This is a genomic window from Candidatus Sodalis pierantonius str. SOPE (assembly GCF_000517405.1).
Lineage (GTDB): Bacteria > Pseudomonadota > Gammaproteobacteria > Enterobacterales > Enterobacteriaceae > Sodalis_C > Sodalis_C pierantonii.
The window spans coordinates 769965-789174 of the sequence record NZ_CP006568.1 but is presented as its reverse complement, the minus strand read 5'-3'; the positions used below and the strand labels follow the sequence as shown (position 1 = coordinate 789174).

The window sequence follows — 19210 nt, the reverse complement described above, 5'->3', positions numbered from 1 at the left end:
TGAGGGATGGGTCATTGCACCGTGCTGCGAAGATAGTATTAATCCCTTCTAATTGTAAGGAAAAGGCTAAAAGCGCTTACTAACAAGTTATTGCTGAAGGCAGCACAGGAGCGGGCCGTCCCGTCGCGCAGAGCAACGCCGCTCGGCGGTGGATGACAATGCGGGGGAGCGCGAGGAGGAAACCGGTGCGGGACGGGCTGCCTGCGCCGCGGGGTGAGTGGGCGCCGGGCCGGCCGGGAATGTCTCCCTTGCGCGGACGACAACAGCCATGACCAACGGCGGTCCGCGCCGCGTCACACCATCATTTTACCGCGAATGATCACTTTGCCCGGTTTAATTTGGCTATCCGCGGCGCGGCGCACCGCCAGATTAATCGCTTGCCAAGCCATCTCATTTAAATCGTGGGAGATGCAGGGGAAATTGAAACCGAATACCGCGGCATGGGGAATTTCATCAATGCTGAAGACGCTAACATCCTGCATCGGCCGCAATCGATGGTCAATACAGGATTTTATAATACCCTGCGAGATCAGGTTATTACAGCCTACGAAATAATCCGGCGCCGGCTGATGATTGGCTGATGATTGAGATAATCCGTGGTGACCTGCCAGGCCACATCCATATAAAAGTCGGCATACAAAATATCCAGGTGCGCTATTTTGCCCTGCAGGGCGGCGCTTACGCCGGTCACCCTTTTACGGGCGACATTCGAATCGTCTGGGCCGGAGACCACCACCACCACCCGCTGGGCCTGCTGCTCCTGCAAAAACCGGCCCGCCTGCAGGCCGCAATCGAGATTATCGATATAAACGCCGCTGCATGAGGCGATATCAAGTTCGCGGTCTACCAGAATGACCGGAATATTCAGCAACGCCAGCCGCTCGAAGTATGCCGGCCGATAATTTTGGTCGGCGGAGATGACCGATAACACTATCGCATCCACGCCGTAGCCAATCAGCTTGTCGATGATGCGGTTTTCCTGCTCTTGGGATTCCCACGAATCGAAGACCAGCGTGTCGTAGCCGGCCTTTTGCGCTTCAAGCGTCATCAGCTTACCGAAGAAGGGGTTGCCCATATCGGGATTGACAATGCCGATAGTCTTACTGGCTCGGGCGCGCAGATTTCGCGCCGCCGTATTCACAACGTAGTCCATCTCTTCCGCGGTCTCCAGCACCCGCCTAAGCGTATCCGGATGGACTTTCTCCGGATGGGAAAACGCGCGTGATACGGTGATTTTGCTGACGTTGGACTGCGCGGCTACGCTTGCAAGCGTAGCCTTGACCTTCCTACCTGGCGCCAATTTACGCTCCCGTGTCGTTATCATTTTGTATCATTAGACTATCATGACATATCCCTTCGCCGGAAGCGAATGATCTTGCCGCTTTTACGCCACGCGCCGTACTCGCGGGTCGGTAAAAATATCGAGATCGTCCCGGCTTTCCGATGAGAATTCCGAGGCGACCTCGCCGTGGTTCAGCGCCAGCGCGGGGTCGTCGACAAATAAATACACCTCCCCCCAGCGGCAACGAAAGGTTTCCTGTTTCCCTGGGGTGCCGTTGAACGGCGGATGTAAATGTTCCGGGCAGGTTTGTCCGGGAAACAGCACCAGCTCCTTTGCGCAATAGCGTGGCGAATTGAAATTGGTTAACAACTGTAGGCCGGACAAGGGATAACCTGGCAGACCGAATTCCGCGATTTCGATTTTTTCCTTTTCAGCTTCGGTGATAACCATGCCCGCTTCTTGCAGCATGGATGCCGTTTTTTCCCGTGCTTTTTCGTGAGTTGTCATGATCTCCTCCAGGAGAGTGAATGTTACCGGTATCATTGAAGAAAGCCGTTGCCACCGCTTATGCGCGGCGTGTTCGGCTATTATTACGGCCAAAATAATCTTGATGTTTACAAATTTCTTCATTTTTTAACGCGCTTCACACATTTTCGGCGATAACTCATTTACTATCCGCCGCATGCGAATGATATCGATATTATAAAAATGATCAGGAGAAACGTGTGATGAAAGCATTAGTGCTTGAAAGAAGCGGGGAAAATCTCTATCCAGGATCGCGAATTCAACGAGCAGCCTGGCGACGACGAGGTGCTGATAAAAATTCATTCTGTCGGCATTTGCGGCAGCGACGTCCATTACTACCAGCATGGCCGCATCGGCCCGTTCGTGGTCAAAGCGCCGATGGTACTGGGTCACGAAGCCGCCGGCATCGTACTGGCGGTGGGGAAGAATGTCCACCATTTACGCCAGGGCGATCGAGTTTGTATGGAGCCAGGGATCCCCGATATGCAATCCGCCCAATCCCGCGCCGGCATTTATAACCTGGATCTGGCGGTACGTTTCTGGGCCACTCCGCCGATTGATGGCTGTCTGCGGGAAACGGTGGTGCATTCGCCCGCGTTCACCTTCAAATTGCCGGACAACGTCAGCTTTACCGAAGGCGCAATGGTGGAGCCGCTGGCCATTGGTATGCATGCCGCTACCAAGGCCGGCATTAAACCCGGCGATATCGCGCTGGTCATCGGCGCCGGTCCCATCGGGGTGGTGACGGCCCTTGCCGCGCTGACGGGCGGGTGTTCCGATGTCATTATCTGCGATCTGTTCGAGGAAAAATTAAAGGTCGCCGAACGTTATCCGGGCCTGCACGCGGTCAATATCAAAACCGGCAATCTGGCGGAGAAAGTCGCCGCGCTGACCTCCGGCAACGGCGCGGATGTGGTATTTGAGTGCAGCGGAGCGAAACAGGCTGTCGCGAGCATCAGCGACCATGTCGCCCCCGGCGGTACCGCGGTGCTGGTCGGTATGCCCATTGATGCGTCGCCGATGCAGATTCCGACGTATCCGATCAGCTGTTCCGGCGACATCCGATCAGTTATTCCGATATTTTCCGATCACCCATTCCAGTGATATTCGATCACGTGTTCGCTCATCTTCTGACTCGGGTTTAGTCTATTTTTCCTGTGCTGGCTACTCCTTGCTCTTTGCGTAGTGATTCGCCTTTAAGTTCCAGTCTATAGCTGGGGTGTACTAACCGATCGAGTAACGCGTCAGCTGTCGTGGGGTTTTCTATCAGTCCATACCATTTTTTCACCGGCAGTTGACTGATCAGGATGCTGCTGCTTTTGTCGTAGCGATCTTCCATTACCTCCAACAGCATCGTTGCCTGCATCGGACTTATTGATTCTAGGCCCACGTCGTCCAAGATCAGTAACTCTATTTTTTCTAACTGCTTAAGCTGTTTTAGATAGGTCCCGTCTACCTGACACTGGTGAAGATGGGCCAGCAACCGACCCACTCGCCAGTAACGCACGCTATATTGCTGCCGGCATGCCTGCTCACCAAGCGCACAACTGAGCCAGGTTTTGCCCGTACCTGTCGGCCCCGTGATGAGTATGCTTTTCTGATATTTCAGATATTGTCCCCCTAGCAGATCTCGCATCTGTTTCGGTGTCACTCCTCGGCTAGGGATATAACGGATATCTTCCGGTTTTGCCTGCAAGCGCATTTGCGATTGCCGTCGCATACGGCATATGTGGTTGTTTTTTCTATGCAAATTTTCCGCTTCTACCATCAGCGACAACCGCTCCTCGAACCCCAGCTCCCCATAACTCCCCGGGAGTTCGCGTTGCGTCTCCAACGCCTGGACCATTGCCGACAACTTCAGCTCTCGCAGAGCCATTAACAGTGTATCCATATTTATTCTCTTTAGTGATAACTGTCCGGACCTCGGAGGTTTTCGTGAACCAGCATTGATACGCCGGCTCCGTCCTGGGTGACCTCACTTTCACGACCGTGTTTCAATACGTTGGCTATGAAAGAGCGGTTAATGCACCCTTTCTCCAACGCCAGCGCGCAGGCCTTCTCCAGTCGCGTCGTCTCATAGCGCCGTTGCAGATTGAGTAGCCCCAGCACGGAGCGGTAAGCCTGCTCCGGATGGGCTTTGCTCTTTTGGATGGACTCGACCACTTTCAGTGTGCACACACCCACCGACAGCGCCCAACTGCACAGCCTTTCCGGCGTCCACTGACTCTGCCCCTTATGGTTAGCCGGCATGTGCGCCGCCTGAGTCGTGTGCCTATAGGCATTATCGCTGTGAGGGTGCGTAGCCACGCAGACGCCCTTATGGTGGATTTGCACCAGCCGTTGGGTGGCGATGACGTCAACGCGCTCGCCAACCAGCGGATGCGGCACCGAGTACCAGTTTTTGCCGTAGTCTATGTGGTAATCAGGTCCCACTCGGGCAACGAGATACGCACTGTATTCCCATTGTGTGGGCGGTAGAGGCCCAAGAGCCGGTTTGTCCAGCTGCTCGAAGCGTTCAAGGCGACTTTGTCCGCCGTAATGACGCATCGGGCGCAGATTCAACTCATGATTGAGTTCTCGTATCACCTGGTTGAGTTCGGCCAGCGAGTAGAACCTACGTTTACGCAACCGGGCCAAAACCCAGCGTTCTACCAGCTGCACAGTTGATTCTGCCTTCGCCTTGTCTTTCGGTTTTCTCGGGCACGCCGGTAGCACCACTGTCTCATAGTGATTTGCCAGCGTCTGGTAGCTCTGGTTTATGACCGGCTCATAGCGGTCAGGGGTGCTGACAGCGCTGCGCAGATTATCAGGTATCATCAGCTCCGGAACCCCACCCATGAAGTGCAGGCAGCGGCTATTGGCGTTGAGCCACGATGCCATGTCCTGGCCTTCGCAGGCTTCGATATACGCATAGCCTGACACGCCCATGGCAGCGACGAAGATAGCGACCTGGCGTACGCTACCGGTCGCAGGGTTGACGATAGGTACGGTGGGGCCACAGAAGTCGATGAAGAGCTTTTCGCCAGCCTTGTGCTCCATGCGCATGGAACGCCGCTGCTTCTTTTTCCAGTCACGGAACAGTGCACAAAACTGTGAGTAACCGAGGGCATCACCGCCCACGGCGGACTGATATTCCATCCAGAGCAGCTGCTTGGTCATGCCCTTGCGGCTTAACTCGGTATCGATATCAAGCCAGCTGGGTAAGGTATTGATAACTTTTCCGGATTTGCCGGGATAGAGCAGGCGGTCGAGGTCGACGGGGGACAGTTCCGCCGGCAATGGCCAGACCAGGTTAGCTACCGTGAATCGGCCGAGGATATCGTGCACGGTAGTACAGCCTATGCCGAGCGCTGCTGCGATAGTGCGATTCGAGCGCCGCTGCTCGAATTTCATACGTAAGACATTAATATATATGCACATTTCCGTTCTCGCTTTCTTCTTTTTACGTGCCATGCCCCCGGAAGCTAAAAGTCTCCAGAGTATGGCGGAACAGAAGATGAGCGATCGGACAGAATCGGAATTGCTGATCGGACGACCGGAATCAGTGATCGGATGAAATCAGAATTAGTGATCGGGTGAAATCGGAATCAGTGATCGGATGTGACCGGAACCAGCAGCCGATGGATATCGTCGCCGCGCAGGCGAAGGAAGTCACTTTCAAGACCATTTTCCGCTATGCCAACATGTATCCCCGCACGCTGCGGCTGCTGAGCGCCGGCAAACTGAAGGTGCAGCCGTTGATTTCGCAGACCTATAAGCTCAACGACGCCGTCGAGGCGTTCGACCGCGCCGCCTCGGGCAATCCGGGCGATATCAAAATCATGCTGGAAATGGAGTGACACATGGCGCTCTTTGCCGGTATCGACTGCGGTACGCAGGGGACGAAGGTAGTGATCGTCGATGACGACAGCGGAAGGATCCTCGGTGAAGGAAGCGCCCCGCATCCGCTGATAAGCAATGCCTTCGGCCGACGTGAGCAGCAGGCGCAGTGGTGGGTCGACGCGCTGATAAGCGCCTTCAAGCGGGCCGTCGATGCGGCGGCGGTCAATCCGGCGGATATCCAGGGGCTGGCCTTGTCGGGCCAGCAGCACGGTTTCGTGGCGCTGGACGATGCGGACGACGTTCTGCATACGGTCAAGCTGTGGTGCGATACCGAAACCGCGCCGGAGAACGACTGGCTGCTGGAGCAGCTCGGCGGTATCAGCGGCTCGCTGGCGCGGCTGGGGCTGATGGTGGCTACGGGCTATACCGCGTCCAAAATCGTCTGGTTCAAGCAGCATCACCCGGAACTGTGGCAGCGGCTGGCCACGGTATTGCTGCCCCACGATTATCTCAATTTTTGGTTAACGGGCAGCGCGTGGCCGAATACGGCGATGCCTCCGGCAGCGGTTTGTTCGATATTCGCAACCGCTGTTGGGATCGCTTCGTCGTGGATCACATCGACAGCAGAGGCCGGCTGTGGCGGGCACTGCCGCCGCTGGTCAGCGCTGAAACCTGCATAGGCGGGGTGACGGCCGCGGCGATAATATGATGGCGGCGATCGGCACCGGCAATATTCTGCCGGGGATCCTAACCATGAGCCTGGGAACGTCGGGCACGCTGTTTGCCTGCGCGGATGCGCCGGTGGTGGCGGATTCGGAGATGATTGCCGGTTTCTGCTCCAGCACCAACGGCTGGTTGCCGCTTATCTGCACCATGAACGTCACCTCCGCCAGCGGCGCGGTGCAGAAATTGCTAGATATGGACGTCAACGCCTTCAATCGGGCGCTGGGGCAGGCGGAACCGGGTGCCGGCGGCATGTTGATGCTGCCATTCTTCAACGGCGAACGGGTACCGCAACTGCCTGCGGCCAAGGCCAGCCTGCACAATCTGGATGCGGATAATTTTACCGCGGCCAATATCTGTTTGGCGGTGGTGGAAAGCGCCACTTATGGACTGCGTTTCGGAATGGACTTGTTCCGCCAGCAAGGGATCGCGGTCACGGAAATCCGCCTGACCGGCGGCGGCGCCCGCAGCCCGCGCTGGCGGCAGATTGTGGCGGACGTCATGAACTGCCCGGTGGAGAAAGAAGCCGCCGCATTGGGCGCGGCTATCCAGGCCATTTGGTCCGTACGCGTGGCGCAACAGCCGCAGCATCCGGCTCGCGAGCAGTTACAGGCGTTGTGCGATCGCTTCGTCCATCTGGACGAGGACAGCCGTTGCCGCGCTTTGTTGAATAAATCCGAAATTTGTGACGACTTCCTCCCTATCAGGGCGATTGTTACATGATGCGGACGCTGTTTGGCATTCCTAACAACGTGATCCGGTTAAGCGCTTTGACCATTGCCATAGCCTCACCTACCTGCGCGTCATAGTCATGCAGACTCAGATGACCACCCAAAAGTGTTTTAAACCGGAACATGGCCGTTTCAGCCAGTGAACGCCGGTGATAACCTACTTTCTTTTTCCAGGTATCGTTATTGCCGCTCAGATGCTGATTTGCCACCGCATGGTTACGCTCATGGTATCGAGCTGGCCAATATTGCGCACCACTTCGCGGTGGGATAAGCGGCTTTATTTTTTTCCTCAGCAGAGCATCATGACAGTAACGCGTATCGTAAGCACTGTCAGCCGACGCTTCCCTGATTTTCCGGTGGGTTTGGTTAATCAGCCCGGGCAGCGCCTGCGCATCTGTCGTACCGCTTAGCGATAAATCGGCACAGATAATTTCATGTGTCGCGCTATCTACTGCCAGATGAAGCTTGCGCCATACTCTGCGCCTCTCAGCCCCATGCTGCCTGACTTTCCATTCGCCTTCGCCGAAGATTTTCAGGCCGGTGCCATCGATGACCAGGTGTGAGATTTCGCCGCGGGTTGGCGTTTTTATGCTGATGTCGACGGTTTTTGCTCGCCGGCTGACCAGAGAGTAATCTGGGCAGCGCAGCGACAGCCCCATCAGTTTAAAAATCGAGTCAACGAAACCCTGTAACGCCCGGAGCGAAAGGTTAAACACGCGCTTTATCATCAGAACCGTGGTAATGGCCATATCGGTGTAGTGAAGCGGCCGGCCACGATGTTCAGGTGGTGTACTCTCAGTCCATGCAGCAATGGCTGACTCATCAAGCCATACTGTCAGGTCCCCCCGCTGCCTGAGCGCATTGTTATATGCGGGCCAGTTGGTGATTTTAAACTTTTGCTTTGCCATGGGGACCTGATGTTGAAACGAATGTAGTGATCAGAGCCGCCAGTCACCTAAAAGTTCGATTTATTCAACAAAGCCCCGTTGCCGCCCCGATCCAGCGCGCCAGTAGCGCTATGGCGAGCTTTATCCGCGCTATCTGCATCTGCTGCAACACGAATATGAGGTAAGCCTATGAGCCAGGAACACGCCGGCGGCGAAGCGGCCTATTTGTTGGTAGTCACGGGGGTAAGGAAAAGCTTTGGCCCCGTGGTGGCGCTGAAAAACGCCGAGTTTTGTCTGCGGCGAGGGTCGATTCATGCCCTGTGCGGCGGCAACGGCGCCGGCAAATCCACTTTTCTCAGCATTTTGATGGGTTTCATTCAGCCGGACGGCGGCGATATTTTTATCAACGGTAAACGCTGTGAGCTCTCCCATCCGAAAGAGGCCCTGGAAGCGGGCGTCGCGATCGTCCAGCAGGAGCTGAGCGCGATCCCCGACCTGACGGTTGCGGAAAATATCTGGCTGGGATGCGAGCCGCGCCGGCTCGGTTTTGTCGATTTCGGCAAAATGAATCAACAGACCGCGGCGCTGCTCGACGATTTGCAGTTCGCCCTGTCGCCGACGGAGAAAATGCGCAATCTCAGCGTGGCCGAATAGCAATTGGTGGAAATCGCCAAGGCGCTGTCCCATGCCGATGCCGATATTATCATCATGGACGAACCTACCTCGGCGATAGGCGAAGAGGACGTGTAGAAGATTTTCCAGGTCATTACCCGCCTGGCACAGAGGGGAAAAGGCATCATTTACGTGTCCCACCGCCTGTCCGAAATCTTTCAAATTGCCGACAGCTATACCATTTTTCGCGACGGCGCCTACATCCATAAGGGGTTCCTGCGCGACATCACGCGTGAACAGCTGATTGAGCACATCATCGGCGGGGAGTTCAAGGACGAGTTCGCCAAATTCAACCAACAGGGCGAAGACGTGATCATGGAGGTGAAAAACCTCAGCTGGGGCAGCAAGATCCGCGATATCAGCCTAACGCTCAAGCGGAGGGGAAATTCTCGGTATCTATGGTCTGGTCTGGTCGGGGCGCAGCGAATTCCTTGATTTGATTTTCGGCATCAAGCATGCCGACAGCGGATCGGTGGCTATCGGCGACAGACAGCTTGCCCGTCATTCGCCCAAAGAGTCGATCGCCAGCGGCATCGCCTACGTGACCGAAGATCGCAAGGAGACCGGCCTGGTGCTGTGCCGATCGGTTATGGAAAACATCAACATCCCCTCGTTTACCGCCATCAGCCGCGGCGGCTTTATTAACGATAGGCTAGAGCGGCAACGTTCAGCGGAGATGATTAAAAGGTTTAACGTCAAAACGCCGGACGGAGACCATATCGTCGGCAACATAAGCGGCGGTAATCAGCAGAAAGTGGTGCTCGGGCGTTGGGCGCTGCTTGACCCGCAGGTCATGTTGCTGGATGAGCCCACGCGCGGGATCGACGTGGGCGCCAAAAAAGAGAGCTACCGTTTTATGTCCGAATTCGCGTTGAAGGATCAAGGCATCATCATGGTGTCCTCCGAACTGCCCGAAATAATCGGCATGAGCGACAGAATCATCGTATTTAAAGACGGCCGTCTGGCGGGGGAAGTACAGGCCGGGCAGTCTACTCAGGCGGAATTGATGAAGCTGGCGGTTTAAAGCCGGCATCATTTACCTTAACGAGAACCTTCATTATAGACAGTACGCATTCACTGACCCAGGGACTGACGTTTATTGCGCGCAATAAGCGGCGCCTGCACAAATACGGCATTATCATCGCGTTTTTTGTTCTATGCCTTGTCGTGACCATTATTGGTGAGGTTCAGGTGGCGAACGGCGCCTGGAGTAATAATTATTTTCTCAGCAATGAAAATATGCTGATCGTATTACGCCAGATTTCAATTAACGGCATTCTGGCCATCGGTATGACGTTTGTGATTATTACCGCAGGCGTCGATCTGTCCGTTGGTTCGGTGCTGGCGCTGAGCGGTATTGTGGCGGCGCGATTCGCTACCACCAATAGCGGCCTATCGATAGGCGACAGCGCCCACGCGCTAATTATGCTGGTGGCGCTGGCCATCGGTATCGTCTGCGGCCTTATCAACGGCACTATCCTGGCGCGCTACCGGTTGCAGCCGTTTATCGTCACCATGGGCATGCTCTCGGCGGCCCGCGGTCTGGCGCTGCTGACCACCGACGGCAACCTGGTCTCGCAGTTGAATTCGGATTTTCGTTGGCTGGACAATGGCGACGTACTGGGGATTCCGGTGCCGGTCATCCTGTTTATCGCGATATTCGCCCTGGGCTGGGTGCTGTTGAATAAAACCCTGTTTGAACGCTATGTCTATGCCGTCGGCGGCAATCAGAAGAGCGCCCGTACCTCGGGCATCAGCGTGGTAAAAGTCAAAGTCCTGGTCTACACCCTGTGCGGCGCGCTGGCGGGTATCGCCGGTCTTATTCTGACCGCCCGCACCGGCTCTGCGCAGACCAGCGCGGGGGCCGCCTACGAGCTGGACGCCATTGCGGCCGTGGTGATTGGCGGCACCAGTATGGCGGGCGGGGTCGGTACGCTGGTCGGCACCTTCTTCGGTATTTTAATTATCGGCGTAATGAATAACGGGCTTGACCTGCTGGGGGTGCAGTCTTACTACCAGCAGATTATCAAAGGCGCATTAATCGTTGTGGCGGTATTGCTCGACCCATCGCGCAAGCAACAGCGCGATTAAAACACAAATAACTTCACGCGGTTTCCCTACATGACCAGGAGCTTCCATGAATAAGATGACAAAAATAGCGTTACTGACTTCAAGCCTGTTTTTTGCCAATAGCGTTGTGGCTCAGGCCGCGCCGGTAAAAATCGCCGTATTGATGTATGGCATGAAAGCGGAGTTTGTTCAGTTGATGGAGAAAGCGGCGAAAGAGCATCCGGCGGTGAAAAGCGGTGATGTTCAATTGACCATGTACGATGGCCGTTATGATCCTATGGGGCTTTGTTGAATAAATCGAACTTTTAGGTGACTGGCAGCTCTGATCACTACATTCGTTTCAACATCAGGTCCCCATGGCAAAGCAAAAGTTTAAAATCACCAACTGGCCCGCATACAACAATGCGCTCAGGCAGCGGGGGGACATGACAGTATGGCTTGATGAGTCAACCATTGCTGCATGGACTGAGAGTACACCACCTGAACATCGTGGCCGGCCGCTTCACTACACCGATATGGCCATTACCACGGTTCTAATGATAAAGCGCGTGTTTAACCTTTCGCTCCGGGCGTTACAGGGTTTCGTTGACGCGATTTTTAAACTGATGGGGCTGTCGCTGCGCTGCCCAGATTACTCTCTGGTCAGCCGGCGAGCAAAAACCGTCGACATCAGCATAAAAACGCCAACCCGCGGCGAAATCTCACACTTGGTCATCGATGGCACCGGCCTGAAAATCTTCGGCGAAGGCGAATGGAAAGTCAGGCAGCATGGGGCTGAGAGGCGCAGAGTATGGCACAAGCTTCATCTGGCAGTAGATAGCGCGACACATGAAATTATCTGTACCGATTTATCGCTAAGCGGTACGTTAGATGCGCAGGCGCTGCCCGGGCTGATTAACCAAACCCACCGGAAAATCAGGGAAGCGTCGGCTGACAGTGCTTACGATACGCGTTACTATCATGATGCTCTGCTGAGGAAAAAAATAAAGCCGCTTATCCCACCGCGAAGTGGTGCGCAATATTGGCCAGCTCGATACCATGAGCGTAACCATACGGTGGCAAATCAGCATCTGAGCGGCAATAACGATACCTGGAAAAAGAAAGTAGGTTATCACCGGCGTTCACTGGCTGAAACGGCCATGTTCCGGTTTAAAACACTTTTGGGTGGTCATCTGAGTCTGCATGACTATGACGCGCAGGTAGGTGAGGCTATGGCAATGGTCAAAGCGCTTAACCGGATCACGCTGTTAGGAATGCCAAACAGCGTCCGCATCATGTAACAATCGCCCTGATAGGGAGGAAGTCGTCACAAATTTCGGATTTATTCAACAAAGCGCCCCACCGGACGAAAATTGCCGGTTTTCAGCGTCCGATAGCCGCGCAACTGGCCATTGTGGGCAAAGGTCCAGTGACGGCCCCAGAGTTCGCGGGTAAACGGGTGGGTATTCTCAAGCGCTACCCTGCCGCGATTAGCCTGGCGAATATGGGAGACCACCGCGCAGGATTTGATAGGATAATCCTGCACCAAACGGGCGATGGGCGAGTCGATACTGGGCAACGGATCTTTGAACGTACGGCAGCCCAATCCTTCGTAAAAGGTGATTCTCCAGCCGTTCTTGTGCGGTCCGGTCCCGCCGCCACGCTGCACCAGGCCGGAAAAACTGAAACAAATATCCGTTGGTACATTAGCGCTCATGCCGAGTAATTCACACATGTCCCTCTCCTGTCGATCCCCTGCCGGACTGGGTTACCCCTGCGCCGCTATTTCTTTCTCGATGAGCAGTATTAGAATATGAATGGCCTTGATATGGATTTCCTGAATGCGATCGGCATAACCGAAATGGGGGACACGGATTTCTACATCCGCGCTGCCGGCCATTTTACCGCCCTCCTTGCCGGTCAGGACGATAACCCGCATCCCTTTGGCGCGCGCGGCGTCAATGGCGCGGATAATATTCGCCGAGTTGCCGGAGGTGGAAATACCGACCAGGACATCGCCCCGATTGCCCACCGCTTCAACATAACGGGAAAAGACCTGCTCATAACCAAAATCGTTGCTCACGCAGGAGAGATGGCTGGGGTCGGAAATGGCGATAGCGGGATAGCCCGGGCGGTTTTCGCGATAGCGGCCGGTTAATTCTTCGGCAAAATGCATCGCGTCGCAGTGGGAACCGCCGTTGCCGCAGGAAAGCACTTTGCCGCCGGCTTTAAAAGTATCGGCAATCAATTTGGCCGCATCTTCAATAGACTGGATATGGCGCTCGTCGCTAAGGAAATTTTGCAGCGTTTGCAGGGCTTCGTTAAGTTCGTTGCGGATCAAATCCTGATACATGGGGTCGTCCCTCACTCAAGGCTGGCGAATGGATGAAATTTTCCGGCTGCAGTTTACCGGAATGCCCCTATTGCGAGAAGCGCCGTTCAGGCGGTGGTTTTGCGCTATCTCATAAAAGAGGCAGATAATAAATCTGTTGATAATTGTACCGCATAATGGTGCCTAGAGGACATGGTCATGGCGCATAGGGCGACGAAAGCAGATAGGAGCCCCACCCCATTTCATCGCTTAACGCGCTAATAGGGCCACCCCACCGTTTTCTTTGTCTGCCGAGGCCCCGCACGGTCGAGGGATCGTGCGTCGCAGTCTAGGTCCTGGGCAAAAAAAGCCCCGCGTCACAAGGAGGCGGGGCGACAGGAGCGGCGCGCGCGATATTATTTGACCAGCGCTTCCGTCGAAATGCTGATGGTGATGTCATCGCTGACGTTGGGCACGAACTGCCCCATTTTAAATTCTGAACGCTTGATGGTGGTGGTGGCATTGAAACCCACGGCGGCTTTTTTGGCCATCGGATGCTCGCCCTGTTTATTCAGTACCGCATCCAATATCACCGGACGGCTGATGCCCTTAATGGTCAGATCGCCAAAGACTTGATAGCGATTATCGCCTTTGCTGACGATTTTGGTGCTATGAAAAGTCGTGTTGGGGTACTGTTTCTGATCAAAATACTCTGCGCCTTGGAATTCATCGTTTAGCGCCTGCACATGGGTATCCACGGTTTTAACCGGTATCGTGACATCTGCTGGTTCCGGTCACATCCGATCACTGATTCCGATTTCACCCGATCACTGATTCCGGTCGTCCGATCGCTCATCTTCTGTTCCGCCATACTCTGGAGACTTTTAGCTTCCGGGGGCATGGCACGTAAAAAGAAGAAAGCGAGAACGGAAATATGCATCTATATTAATGTGTTACGTATGAAATTCGAGCAGCGTCGCTCGAATAGCACTATCGCAGCAGCGCTCGGCATAGGCTGTACTACCGTGCACAATATCCTCGGCCGATTCACGGTAGCTAACCTGGTCTGGCCATTGCCGGCGGAACTGTCCCCCGTCGACCTCGACCGCCTGCTCTATCCCGGCAAATCCGGAAAAGTTATCAATACCTTACCCAGCTGGCTTGATATCGATACCGAGTTAAGCCGCAAGGGCATGACCAAGCAGCTGCTCTGGATGGAATATCAGTCCGCCGTGGGCGGTGATGCCCTCGGTTACTCACAGTTTTGTGCACTGTTCCGTGACTGGAAAAAGAAGCAGCGGCGTTCCATGCGCATGGAGCACAAGGCTGGCGAAAAGCTCTTCATCGACTTCTGTGGCCCCACCGTACCTATCGTCAACCCTGCGACCGGTAGCGTACGCCAGGTCGGACCCTGTACACGATTCTGTGTAAATGCCTTTTCTCAGAAGTGACCGTCCAGGCGGTCACCGAACTCGATAATAAAGCGGCTCATTGCCATGCGCCAGTCCCTCAAAGGCATTGTCCATTTCTGTGAGGCCGCCTGTATCGCCAGCCACACCACCTTTTTCACTGCGTCGTCGGTCGGGAACACCTTGCGCTTTTTGATGGCATGCCGGATCACGCTGTTTAACGACTCGATGGCGTTGGTCGTGTAGATCACCTTGCGGATGTCCGTTGGGTAGGCAAAGAACGTGGCCAGATTGGCCCAGTTTGCCTGCCAGCTTCGACTTATTTGCGGGTAGCGGATGTCCCAGGCACTGGAGAACGCTTCCAGCGCCTGCAAGCCGGCTTCTTCCGTAGGGGTCTGATAGATAGCTTTCAGGTCGCGGGTGACGGCCTTGTAGTCCTTCCAGGAGACGAACCGCAGGCTGTTGCGCACCATATGCACGATACACAGCTGGAGCCGCGCCTCCGGATACACCGCGTTAATAGCGTCAGGGAAACCTTTCAGCCCGTCTACGCAGGCGATAAGGATATCGTTCAGGCCGCGGTTTTTCAGCTCTGTCAGCACGTTCAGCCAGAACTTTGCGCCTTCATTTTCGGCCAGCCACATACCTAGCAACTCTTTCTGGCCTTCGATGTTGATGCCCAGCGCCAGGAACACAGATTTGTTGATGATGCGGCTGTCCTGCCGGACTTTTAGAACGATACAGTCAAGATAAACAATGGGATAGACTGCATCCAGAGGCCGGTTTTGCCATTCAACAACCTGTTCCATGACCGCATCGGTGACCTTTGAGACCAGCGCCGGCGAGACATCGGCGTCATACAGCTCTTTGAACGCGGCGGCGATCTCGCGGGTGGTCATCCCTTTGGCGTACAACGATAAAATCTGATTATCCATCCCGGTAATCCGGGTCTGGTTCTTCTTCACCAGTTGCGGTTCAAAGGAACCGTCACGATCGCGCGGAGTACGCAGCGCTAGCGGGCCATCGCCAGTGGTAACGGTTTTTGTGGAATAGCCGTTGCGGGCGTTGGTCCCCGGTTTAGGCTGATTTTTATCGTAGCCGAGGTGATGGGTCATTTCGGCATTGAGAGCTGCTTCGACGCTGATTTTTTTCAGTAGCCGATCGAAGTGACTGAGATCTCAGGGGTTTTGAGATTTTTGGCCAGTTCGTTAGCCAGAGACTGCAACTGTTTTTCGTCCATAAATTAACCTGTTTTTGATGTTGGATTGAACATATCAAAATCAGGCAAATACACAAATTTCTAAACAGGCTCCAGCAGCCCGATGGCCAGCGGTAACAACGTCTTTTTCATCGTAATCATGCCAATTCTGTCCGTCATATTGCCGAAAGGACCTTCATCATGAAGGCTTTCGGCAGGGATTGTCACTGAATATATTTGTTGACTATCTTCAATAATTTTGACCAAAATCGCCACGGACATTTAGCCGTCTACACGTCTTGATTGTCTATTATCGCCAGCATGTTATATTGGCACAAAATCCGGCTATCAGGAGTCATATTAGCCATGAGTACCCCGCTTATCCCGCAAAGTAAACTCCCCGCCCTGGGCACCACCATCTTTACCCAGATGAGCGCGCTGGCGCAACGCCATCAGGCGATTAACCTGTCCCAGGGTTTTCCCGATTTTGACGGTCCCGACTATTTGAAATTCCGGCTGGCCTGGCACGTCAGCCAGAGCGCCAATCAATATGCCCCTATGACCGGCGTTGCGCCGCTGCGCGAAGCCATCGCCGATAAAACGGCAGAGCTCTACGGCTGGCGTCCCGACGTCGAGGCCGAGGTGACGGTCACCGCCGGCGCGACCGAGGCGCTGTTTGCCGCCATCAGCGCGCTGGTGCGCCCGGGGGATGAAGTGATCTGTTTCGATCCCAGCTATGACAGCTACGGGCCGGCGATCGAGCTGGCCGGCGGACGATTTCCAGCAGCTGTGGCAGGCCATCGCCGCACGGGAAATCTATGTATTGAGCGATGAAGTCTACGAACATATCTGCTTTGCCCCCGGCTGCCATCAGAGCGTGCTGGCGCATGACGGCCTGCGCCAGCGCGCCATCGCCGTCTCCTCCTTCGGCAAGACTTACCATATGACCGGTTGGAAAGTCGGCTATTGCGTGGCGCCGCCGGCCCTGAGCGCCGAGGTGCGCAAGATTCATCAATACCTGACCTTTGCGGTCAATACGCCCGCGCAGCTGGCTCTCGCCGATATGCTTCGCCAGGAGCCGGCGCACTGGCAGACGTTGCCGGCGTTCTACCGCCAGCGGCGCGACCACCTGGTACAGGCGCTGGCGCCCAGCCGGCTGAAACTGCTGCCCTGTGAAGGCACCTATTTCCTGCTGGCGGATTACAGCGCCGTTTCCGATAAAGACGACGTGGCCTTTTGTCAGTGGCTCACCACCCAGGTCGGCGTGGCCGCCATTCCGTTATCGGTATTCTGCGCCGCCCCCTTCCCGCATAAACTGATCCGCCTGTGCTTTGCCAAAGGCGATCAGACGCTGGATGCCGCCGCGGAGCGCTTATGTCGACTTTAGCGCTGAGTCTGCTACAACAGCCGCTGGTCTGGATGGACGGCGAGGCGAACCTGGCCCACTTTGACCGTTTGCTGGCGCCGATCGACGACCAGGATCTGATTGTGCTGCCGGAAATGTTTACCACCGGTTTTGCCATGGAAGCGGCCGGCAATGCCTTGCCAGAAACGCGCATATTGGCGTGGCTGGCGCAATGGACGCGGCACACCGGCGCGATGGTAGGCGGCAGCGCGGCCATCGCCACCCCGGCTGGCGCGGTGAATCGTTTCTTAGTGGTGCAGCCCGACGGCGTGACGTACCGCTATGATAAACGCCATCTGTTCAGAATGGCCGACGAGCATCGCCATTATCAGGCCGGCCAGGAACGGGTGGTGGTGGACTGGCGCGGCTGGCGCATTTTACCGCAGGTGTGTTATGATCTGCGCTTCCCGCTCTGGTCACGCAATCAGCAGGACTACGATTTGGCGCTCTACGTAGCCAACACTGGCCCGCGCCACGCGCCGCTCATTGGCAAACGCTGCTGGCGGCGCGCGCCATCGAAAACCAAGCCTACGTCGCCGGCTGCAACCGCGTAGGCAACGACGGCAATCAGCATCATTATAGCGGCAACAGCCTGATCATTGACCCCCAGGGAGCGGTGCTGGCGCAGGCCGTGGCGGCCTGCCTGCAGGCCCGCCTGTCGTTGGCGACGCTGCGCCAATACCGAGAAGCGTTTCCAGCCTGGCGCGATGCTGACCGTTTCAGCCTGAAACCGTAACCCCGGGCGCGCTAACGCCCCGGCACGGCGTCCGCGCCTGCCGGGGCGTTCATGTCAATCTGCTAAAACAAGGGAGAGCGCCTGCGCCGGTGTACTGCCTTAGCGGGGCGAGCCCCTTTTCGTTATCCTTCCTGCGCCGGGTGCGCTTCCTGGTAGGGATGATGGGCAATCCAGTGATCGGCGATATCCTGGCGACGGCAAATCCATACCCGTTCGTGCTGCTGGATATAATCGAGAAACCGCTGGAGCGCGCGAAAACGTCCCGGACGGCCCAAAATCCAGCCGTGCATGCCGATGGAAAGCATCTTCGGCGACGTCTCCCCTTCGGCGTAGAGCACGTCAAAGCTGTCCCGCAGATAGGTGAAGAACTGATCGCCGCAGTTGAACCCCTGGGGCGTGGTGAAGCGCATATCGTTCGCCTCCAGCGTATAGGGGATGATCAAATGCGGTTTGACCGTGCCGTCCTGCCGGGTTACCTGCGTCCAGAACGGCAGATCGTCGCCGTAATAATCGCTGTCGTATTGGAAGCCCTCCTGCTCAACCACCAACCGTCGGGTGTTAGGGCTGTCGTGGCCGGTATACCAACCCCGCGGCGGTGTACCAAACAGTTGCGTCAACACGTTCACCGCCTGCTGCATATGTTGCCGTTCGGTTTTGGCGTCGACCCCTTGATAATGCAGCCTGCGCCAGCCGTGGCTGACCACATCATAGTCAGCCGCTTTGATGGCCTCCACCGCCGCCGGGTTGCGCGCCAGCGCCATGGCTACGCCAAAGCAGACCGCGGCGGCTGAATTCCTGGTGGATCCGCCAAAAACCGGCCCGGGAGCCGTATTCATAGAGCGAATCCATCGACATGTGTCTTTCCGGATAACTGGCAGCGCCAATGATATCGGAAAGGAACAGTTCGGAACCCGCGTCCCCATGCAGAACATGACTTTCGGCCCCTTCTTCATAATTCAGAACAAATTGCACCGCGATACGGGCCTGCCCAGGCCAGCCGGCATACGGGGGCTTTCCGGCATAACCGATAAGATCGCGCGGGTAATTGGCGTTAAAAGCGAAACTTTTGTTCTCGGTCGCGTCACTCATTGTCAGTTCCTTTTTTGTGAGCCGGTGTTTTAGTTTAGTCCTATAACGCGCGGGGTTAGTTCTTTTTGTATCGGAAAATCGCGATTGTTTTCACCGCTGGCGATAGGGCCGAAACCCCGTACAGAAGCGGTAAATTCAGCGCCGCGCGCACCTTAACGATGACCGGCATTCTCCCGCTCATGCCACCCGTACCACGTCGCTGCCGCCATCTGCTGCGCAAAAATTCAGGGTGAACAATGGATCGCGTAACAACCGTACGATTGCCCACTACGCCACGGTTTGCGTTTGCGCCGCGCGACGAAGGCTAAGGCGCAGATCTTGGTCAAGACGTAGACTTCGATTTGAAAAATCGAGACAGAGACTGAGACAGC

10 protein-coding genes and 13 pseudogenes are annotated in these 19210 nt (G+C 55.7%); 10 read left to right on the top strand and 13 right to left on the bottom strand.

Annotation, left to right across the window (positions count from 1 at the left end; translation table 11 throughout):
* Window positions 1-293: 293 nt before the first annotated feature.
* The 4 genes and pseudogenes from SOPEG_RS30750 to SOPEG_RS04130 form a co-directional block, all read right to left on the bottom strand.
* Window positions 294-482, bottom strand: coding sequence for a hypothetical protein (locus SOPEG_RS30750; RefSeq protein ID WP_470251555.1), 189 nt, complete (start codon window positions 480-482; stop codon window positions 294-296).
* A 62-nt stretch (window positions 483-544) separates the two neighbouring features.
* A complete protein-coding gene (locus SOPEG_RS30745; protein WP_417903444.1) occupies window positions 545-1174 on the bottom strand; it encodes a LacI family DNA-binding transcriptional regulator in 630 nt (209 codons plus the stop codon).
* A 21-nt stretch (window positions 1175-1195) separates the two neighbouring features.
* Window positions 1196-1324 (bottom strand): annotated as a pseudogene (locus SOPEG_RS30740) (hypothetical protein); the annotation flags it as partial.
* A 60-nt stretch (window positions 1325-1384) separates the two neighbouring features.
* On the bottom strand, window positions 1385-1789 hold the full coding sequence (locus SOPEG_RS04130) for a cupin domain-containing protein (protein WP_025244406.1): 405 nt from the start codon (window positions 1787-1789) through the stop codon (window positions 1385-1387).
* Window positions 1790-2010: 221 nt separating this feature from the next.
* On the opposite strand from SOPEG_RS04130, the pseudogene SOPEG_RS04125 reads away from it, so the two are divergent.
* A pseudogene (locus SOPEG_RS04125) lies at window positions 2011-2836 on the top strand (NAD(P)-dependent alcohol dehydrogenase); the annotation flags it as partial.
* Between the two features lie 112 nt (window positions 2837-2948).
* Here the strand turns inward: SOPEG_RS04125 and istB are convergent.
* Together istB and istA are read right to left on the bottom strand one after the other, a co-directional pair.
* Window positions 2949-3698: an IS21-like element ISSoEn3 family helper ATPase IstB gene (istB, locus tag SOPEG_RS04120; RefSeq protein ID WP_025244405.1), complete on the bottom strand. Its 750-nt coding sequence runs from the start codon at window positions 3696-3698 to the stop codon at window positions 2949-2951.
* An 11-nt stretch (window positions 3699-3709) separates the two neighbouring features.
* Window positions 3710-5260: an IS21-like element ISSoEn3 family transposase gene (gene istA / locus SOPEG_RS04115; RefSeq protein WP_025244404.1), complete on the bottom strand. Its 1551-nt coding sequence runs from the start codon at window positions 5258-5260 to the stop codon at window positions 3710-3712.
* Between the two features lie 161 nt (window positions 5261-5421).
* Between istA and SOPEG_RS04110 the strand changes: the two are divergent.
* Window positions 5422-5646, top strand: a pseudogene (locus tag SOPEG_RS04110) (NAD(P)-dependent alcohol dehydrogenase); the annotation flags it as partial.
* Window positions 5647-5649: 3 nt separating this feature from the next.
* A pseudogene (gene xylB, locus SOPEG_RS24030) lies at window positions 5650-7012 on the top strand (xylulokinase); the annotation flags it as partial.
* Between the two features lie 55 nt (window positions 7013-7067).
* Here the strand turns inward: xylB and SOPEG_RS04100 are convergent.
* Window positions 7068-7991 carry an IS5-like element ISSoEn1 family transposase gene (locus tag SOPEG_RS04100; protein ID WP_025244151.1) on the bottom strand — a complete coding sequence of 308 codons (924 nt, stop codon included), beginning with the start codon at window positions 7989-7991 and terminating at the stop codon, window positions 7068-7070.
* A gap of 168 nt (window positions 7992-8159) precedes the next feature.
* On the opposite strand from SOPEG_RS04100, the pseudogene SOPEG_RS04095 reads away from it, so the two are divergent.
* From SOPEG_RS04095 to SOPEG_RS04080, 4 genes and pseudogenes are all read left to right on the top strand, one after another.
* Window positions 8160-9666, top strand: a pseudogene (locus SOPEG_RS04095) (sugar ABC transporter ATP-binding protein).
* 35 nt (window positions 9667-9701) lie between these two features.
* The gene (locus tag SOPEG_RS04090) at window positions 9702-10733 is read left to right on the top strand and encodes an ABC transporter permease (protein WP_038468198.1); all 1032 of its coding nucleotides are present in this window, start codon (window positions 9702-9704) and stop codon (window positions 10731-10733) included.
* A gap of 55 nt (window positions 10734-10788) precedes the next feature.
* Window positions 10789-10992, top strand: a pseudogene (locus SOPEG_RS04085) (substrate-binding domain-containing protein); the annotation flags it as partial.
* Window positions 10993-11068: 76 nt separating this feature from the next.
* Window positions 11069-11992 (top strand): IS5 family transposase, encoded by a 924-nt coding sequence (locus tag SOPEG_RS04080; RefSeq protein ID WP_025244400.1) that lies wholly within the window; start codon window positions 11069-11071, stop codon window positions 11990-11992.
* A gap of 53 nt (window positions 11993-12045) precedes the next feature.
* On the opposite strand, the pseudogene SOPEG_RS04075 reads toward SOPEG_RS04080, so the two are convergent.
* From SOPEG_RS04075 to SOPEG_RS04065, 3 genes and pseudogenes are all read right to left on the bottom strand, one after another.
* Window positions 12046-12426, bottom strand: a pseudogene (locus SOPEG_RS04075) (class II glutamine amidotransferase); the annotation flags it as partial.
* A gap of 33 nt (window positions 12427-12459) precedes the next feature.
* The gene (gene lpcA, locus SOPEG_RS04070; protein WP_025244398.1) at window positions 12460-13044 is read right to left on the bottom strand and encodes a D-sedoheptulose 7-phosphate isomerase; all 585 of its coding nucleotides are present in this window, start codon (window positions 13042-13044) and stop codon (window positions 12460-12462) included.
* Window positions 13045-13418: 374 nt separating this feature from the next.
* A pseudogene (locus SOPEG_RS04065) lies at window positions 13419-13784 on the bottom strand (YceI family protein); the annotation flags it as partial.
* Window positions 13785-13901: 117 nt separating this feature from the next.
* Here SOPEG_RS04065 and SOPEG_RS04060 point away from each other — a divergent pair.
* Window positions 13902-14408 (top strand): annotated as a pseudogene (locus SOPEG_RS04060) (IS21 family transposase); the annotation flags it as partial.
* 35 nt (window positions 14409-14443) lie between these two features.
* Here the strand turns inward: SOPEG_RS04060 and SOPEG_RS04055 are convergent.
* Window positions 14444-15651 (bottom strand): annotated as a pseudogene (locus SOPEG_RS04055) (IS256-like element ISSoEn2 family transposase).
* A gap of 60 nt (window positions 15652-15711) precedes the next feature.
* The gene (locus SOPEG_RS04045; RefSeq protein ID WP_025244396.1) at window positions 15712-15891 is read right to left on the bottom strand and encodes a hypothetical protein; all 180 of its coding nucleotides are present in this window, start codon (window positions 15889-15891) and stop codon (window positions 15712-15714) included.
* A gap of 84 nt (window positions 15892-15975) precedes the next feature.
* Between SOPEG_RS04045 and SOPEG_RS04040 the strand changes: the two are divergent.
* Window positions 15976-16996, top strand: a pseudogene (locus tag SOPEG_RS04040) (aminotransferase class I/II-fold pyridoxal phosphate-dependent enzyme).
* Window positions 16984-17750, top strand: a pseudogene (locus tag SOPEG_RS04035) (amidohydrolase). The pseudogenes SOPEG_RS04040 and SOPEG_RS04035 overlap by 13 nt, the downstream one beginning before the upstream one ends.
* Before the next feature lie 122 nt (window positions 17751-17872).
* On the opposite strand, the pseudogene puuE reads toward SOPEG_RS04035, so the two are convergent.
* Window positions 17873-18839, bottom strand: a pseudogene (gene puuE / locus SOPEG_RS04030) (allantoinase PuuE).
* Window positions 18840-19210 lie beyond the last annotated feature (371 nt).

Excerpts from the sequence above, each read along its gene's own strand:
- SOPEG_RS30750 (WP_470251555.1), bottom strand. The coding sequence starts at position 482 with ATGCAGGATGTTAGCGTCTTCAGCATTGATGAAATTCCCCATGCCGCG.
- SOPEG_RS04130 (WP_025244406.1), bottom strand. The coding sequence starts at position 1,789 with ATGACAACTCACGAAAAAGCACGGGAAAAAACGGCATCCATGCTGCAA.
- istB (WP_025244405.1), bottom strand. The coding sequence starts at position 3,698 with ATGGATACACTGTTAATGGCTCTGCGAGAGCTGAAGTTGTCGGCAATG.
- istA (WP_025244404.1), bottom strand. The coding sequence starts at position 5,260 with ATGGCACGTAAAAAGAAGAAAGCGAGAACGGAAATGTGCATATATATT.
- SOPEG_RS04100 (WP_025244151.1), bottom strand. The coding sequence starts at position 7,991 with ATGGCAAAGCAAAAGTTTAAAATCACCAACTGGCCCGCATATAACAAT.
- SOPEG_RS04080 (WP_025244400.1), top strand. The coding sequence starts at position 11,069 with ATGGCAAAGCAAAAGTTTAAAATCACCAACTGGCCCGCATACAACAAT.
- lpcA (WP_025244398.1), bottom strand. The coding sequence starts at position 13,044 with ATGTATCAGGATTTGATCCGCAACGAACTTAACGAAGCCCTGCAAACG.
- SOPEG_RS04045 (WP_025244396.1), bottom strand. The coding sequence starts at position 15,891 with ATGTCCGTGGCGATTTTGGTCAAAATTATTGAAGATAGTCAACAAATA.